Origin of the sequence: Pseudomonas sp. B392_1p, assembly GCF_052245235.1 — a bacterium.
In the GTDB taxonomy this organism is placed as follows: Bacteria; Pseudomonadota; Gammaproteobacteria; order Pseudomonadales; family Pseudomonadaceae; genus Serpens; species Serpens gallinarum.
Genome location: NZ_JBQPXM010000028.1, coordinates 1 through 3488 on the forward strand (window position 1 = coordinate 1; position 3488 = coordinate 3488).

The window sequence follows — 3488 nt, forward strand, 5'->3', positions numbered from 1 at the left end:
TCAGCACGGAACGGACGGATCATCTGCGAGTGGCAGCCGACGCAGCCTTCACGGATGTACAGGTCGCGACCTTCCAGCTGCAGCGCGGTGTAGGGCTTCATGCCTTCCACCGGCTCGTTGACCACGTCCTGGAAGAACAGCGGGACGATCTGAGTCAGACCGCCGATGCTCACGGCGATGATCATGAAGAAGGTCAGCAGACCGATGTTCTTCTCGAGTATCTCGTGCGATTTCATTAATGGGCTCCTTGAACCGTGAACTTCGCAGCGGCTTCAATTTCTTCAGGCTTGGCCGCGCGCACGGTGCGCCAGGTGTTGTAGGCCATCAGCAGCATGCCGGTCAGGAAGAACGCACCGCCCAGGGCACGTACGAAGAAACCGGGGTGGCTGGCTTCCAGCGCTTCAACGAACGAATAGGTGAGGGTGCCGTCCTGGTTGACTGCGCGCCACATCAGACCCTGGGTGATACCGTTGACCCACATGGAGGCGATGTACAGCACGGTGCCGATGGTGGCCAGCCAGAAGTGGGCGTTGATCAGCGGGATGCTGTACATCTCTTCGCGGCCGAACACCTTCGGGGTCATGTGGTACAGGGCGCCGATGGAAATCATTGCCACCCAGCCGAGGGCGCCGGCGTGTACGTGGCCGATGGTCCAGTCGGTGTAGTGGGACAGGGCGTTGACGGTCTTGATGGCCATCATCGGACCTTCGAAGGTCGACATGCCGTAGAACGCCAGGGACACGACCAGGAAACGCAGGATCGGGTCGGTGCGCAGCTTATGCCAGGCGCCCGACAGGGTCATCATGCCGTTGATCATGCCGCCCCAGCTCGGAGCCAACAGGATGATCGACATTACCATGCCCAGGGACTGCGCCCAGTCCGGCAGTGCGGTGTAGTGCAGGTGGTGCGGACCGGCCCAGATGTACAGGGTGATCAGCGCCCAGAAGTGCACGATGGACAGGCGATAGGAGTAGACCGGACGGCCGGCTTGCTTGGGTACGAAGTAGTACATCATGCCCAGGAAGCCGGTGGTCAGGAAGAAGCCCACGGCGTTGTGCCCGTACCACCACTGCACCATGGCGTCAGTGGCGCCGGAGTAGAGCGAGTAGGACTTGAACCAGGTAACCGGGATTTCCAGGTTGTTGACGATGTGCAGCATCGCCGTCACCAGGATGAACGCGCCGTAGAACCAGTTGCCCACATAAATGTGCTTGGTGGTGCGCTTCATGATGGTGCCGAAGAACACGACGGCGTAGGTGATCCAGACAATCCCGAGGAGGATGTCGATCGGCCATTCCAGTTCAGCGTATTCCTTGGAACTGGTGAAACCCTGCGGCAGGGTGATCACCGCCAGGACGATAACAGCCTGCCAGCCCCAGAAGGTGAATGCGGCAAGGCCATCGGAGATCAGACGCGCCTGGCAGGTGCGCTGAACCACGTAAAAGGAAGTGGCCATCAGAGCGCAGCCGCCAAACGCGAAAATCACCGCGTTGGTGTGCAGCGGACGCAGACGACCGAAGCTGAGCCAGGCCGTGTCGAAGTTGAGCTGCGGCCATACAAGCTGGGCGGCGATTAACACACCTATACCCATACCAATGACCCCCCAGACCACCGTCATAATGGCGAACTGGCGGACCACCTTATAGTTATAAGCAGTCTGATTGATTGCTGTACTCATTTTTGGGGTTCCACGGTTAGAGGCACGCACGAGGCGAAAAACGGCGGCAAGTATGGAGAAACCGGGTGGTCAATGCAAACGAGTTGGCATTTCTGAACGGTTTCCGGGCCCATATAAATCAAGGCTTTGCGTCCAATTTGAGGCTCAATGAAAACCTCTGGTCGGAAAACCAGATCATTGGGACATTGTCGCGGTCAAGTTGCGGCGGATATGGTACGGCGACTAGCCCGAATAGGGGCAAATGAGCGACCAAGTGCGACAATCCGTCACATCGAGTCGTAGGGTTTTGCGCAGGAGGCATCAATCCCGGAGAGCGTGATAGGGCACTTCCCTGTGCCCTTGCAACTGACCGCTTATTGCTGCGACAAGCTCAGTACATAGGCGGCCAATACATGCACCTTGTCTTCGCCAAGGTACTGCTCCTGAGCCGGCATTTGGCCGTTGCGGCCATGGCGGATGGTCTGCTGCAGCTGGGCCAGGCTCGAGCCGTAAATCCAGCCGGCCGGGCTGTTGAGTGCGGGCGCGCCGAGCATGGCCATGCCTTCGCCGTTGGCGCCGTGACAGACCGCGCAGGTGCTGGCGTAGGTCTGCTGGCCGGCTTGCAGATCGACCTCGGTGCCTTCCTGAAGTTTCAGGCCGGCCAGATCCTGACGCACATAAGCTGCGACGTTTTTCACACCGTCTTCACCAATGACTGCGCCCCAAGCCGGCATCACGCCTGTACGGCCGTGCAGAATGCTGCTCTTGATGTCGTTGGGCGAACCGCCCCAGCGCCAATTGTCATCGGCCAGGTTGGGGAAGCCCATCGAGCCTTTGGCATCCGAGCCGTGGCAGATCGAGCAGTAGGTGGCGAACATGCGTCCACCCATTTTCTGCGCGTGTTCATCCCGGGCTACTTCTTCCAGCGGCATCGCCGCATATTTGGCGAAGATCGGCCCGTATTGCCCATCGGCGCGCGCGACTTCGCGTTCCCATTGCGCCACCTGGCTCCAGCCGTTTTCATAGCCCGGCAGTACGCCTTTCCAGTTGCCCAGGCCGGGATACAGGATCAGGTAGAGCACGGCAAAGCCGATGGTGCCGATGAATAGCAGGAACCACCACTTGGGCAGTGGGTTGTCATACTCCTCGATGCCATCGAACGAGTGGCCCATGGTCTTTTCGGTGGTGCCTTTGGATTCGCCCTTGCGGGTGGCAAAAACCAACCAGAGCAGCGCCACCAGGGAGCCGAGGGTGAGCAGGGTGATATACCAGCTCCAGAAAGAAGTCATTCTTGGTTACTCCTAGAGACTTGCTGGTTGTGCGAGATGGGTTCGGGGTCGTCGGCAAAAGGCAGGTTGGCGGCTTCGTTGAAGGCGCACTGCCGCTTGCTGTTGTAAGCCCAGGCCACCACGCCAATGAAGGCGGCAAACACCAGAATGGTTCCCAGGCCACGCAGTATCCCGATATCCATTCGCCGTTACCGTTTGTTCGTGAGCGCAGTGCCGAGCACTTGCAGGTAGGCGACCATGGCGTCCATTTCGGTCTTGTCTTTCACCGCGTTGCGGGCTCCGGCGATGTCGTCATCGCTATAGGGCACGCCGAGGGTGCGCAAGGCTTTCATCTTGGCCGCGGTGTCTTTGCCGTCGAGTTTGTTCTCTACTAGCCAGGGGTAGGCGGGCATGATCGACTCGGGCACCACGTTGCGTGGGTTGTACAGGTGCGCACGGTGCCAATCATCGGAGTAACGACCGCCGACACGGGCCAGGTCCGGACCGGTACGCTTGGAGCCCCACAGGAACGGGTGATCCCAGACGCTTTCGCCGGCCACGGA

5 protein-coding genes are annotated in these 3488 nt (G+C 59.7%); all 5 read right to left on the bottom strand.

Going from position 1 to position 3488, the window contains the following annotated elements; genetic code table 11:
- On the bottom strand, positions 1-236 hold a 236-nt coding region (locus tag ACTV8E_RS20585), incomplete at its 3' end, for a cbb3-type cytochrome c oxidase subunit II (protein WP_443200686.1).
- On the bottom strand, positions 236-1678 hold the full coding sequence (gene ccoN / locus ACTV8E_RS20590; RefSeq protein WP_251836313.1) for a cytochrome-c oxidase, cbb3-type subunit I: 1443 nt from the start codon (positions 1676-1678) through the stop codon (positions 236-238). The genes ACTV8E_RS20585 and ccoN, both read right to left, overlap by 1 nt.
- A 353-nt stretch (positions 1679-2031) precedes the next feature.
- A complete protein-coding gene (gene ccoP, locus ACTV8E_RS20595) occupies positions 2032-2946 on the bottom strand; it encodes a cytochrome-c oxidase, cbb3-type subunit III (protein WP_443200687.1) in 915 nt (304 codons plus the stop codon).
- On the bottom strand, positions 2943-3128 hold the full coding sequence (locus ACTV8E_RS20600; protein ID WP_443200688.1) for a cbb3-type cytochrome oxidase subunit 3: 186 nt from the start codon (positions 3126-3128) through the stop codon (positions 2943-2945). Before ACTV8E_RS20600 ends, ccoP begins: the two co-directional genes overlap by 4 nt.
- A gap of 6 nt (positions 3129-3134) precedes the next feature.
- Positions 3135-3488 (bottom strand): cbb3-type cytochrome c oxidase subunit II (locus ACTV8E_RS20605; protein ID WP_443200689.1); only part of this gene is annotated, 354 nt, incomplete at its 5' end.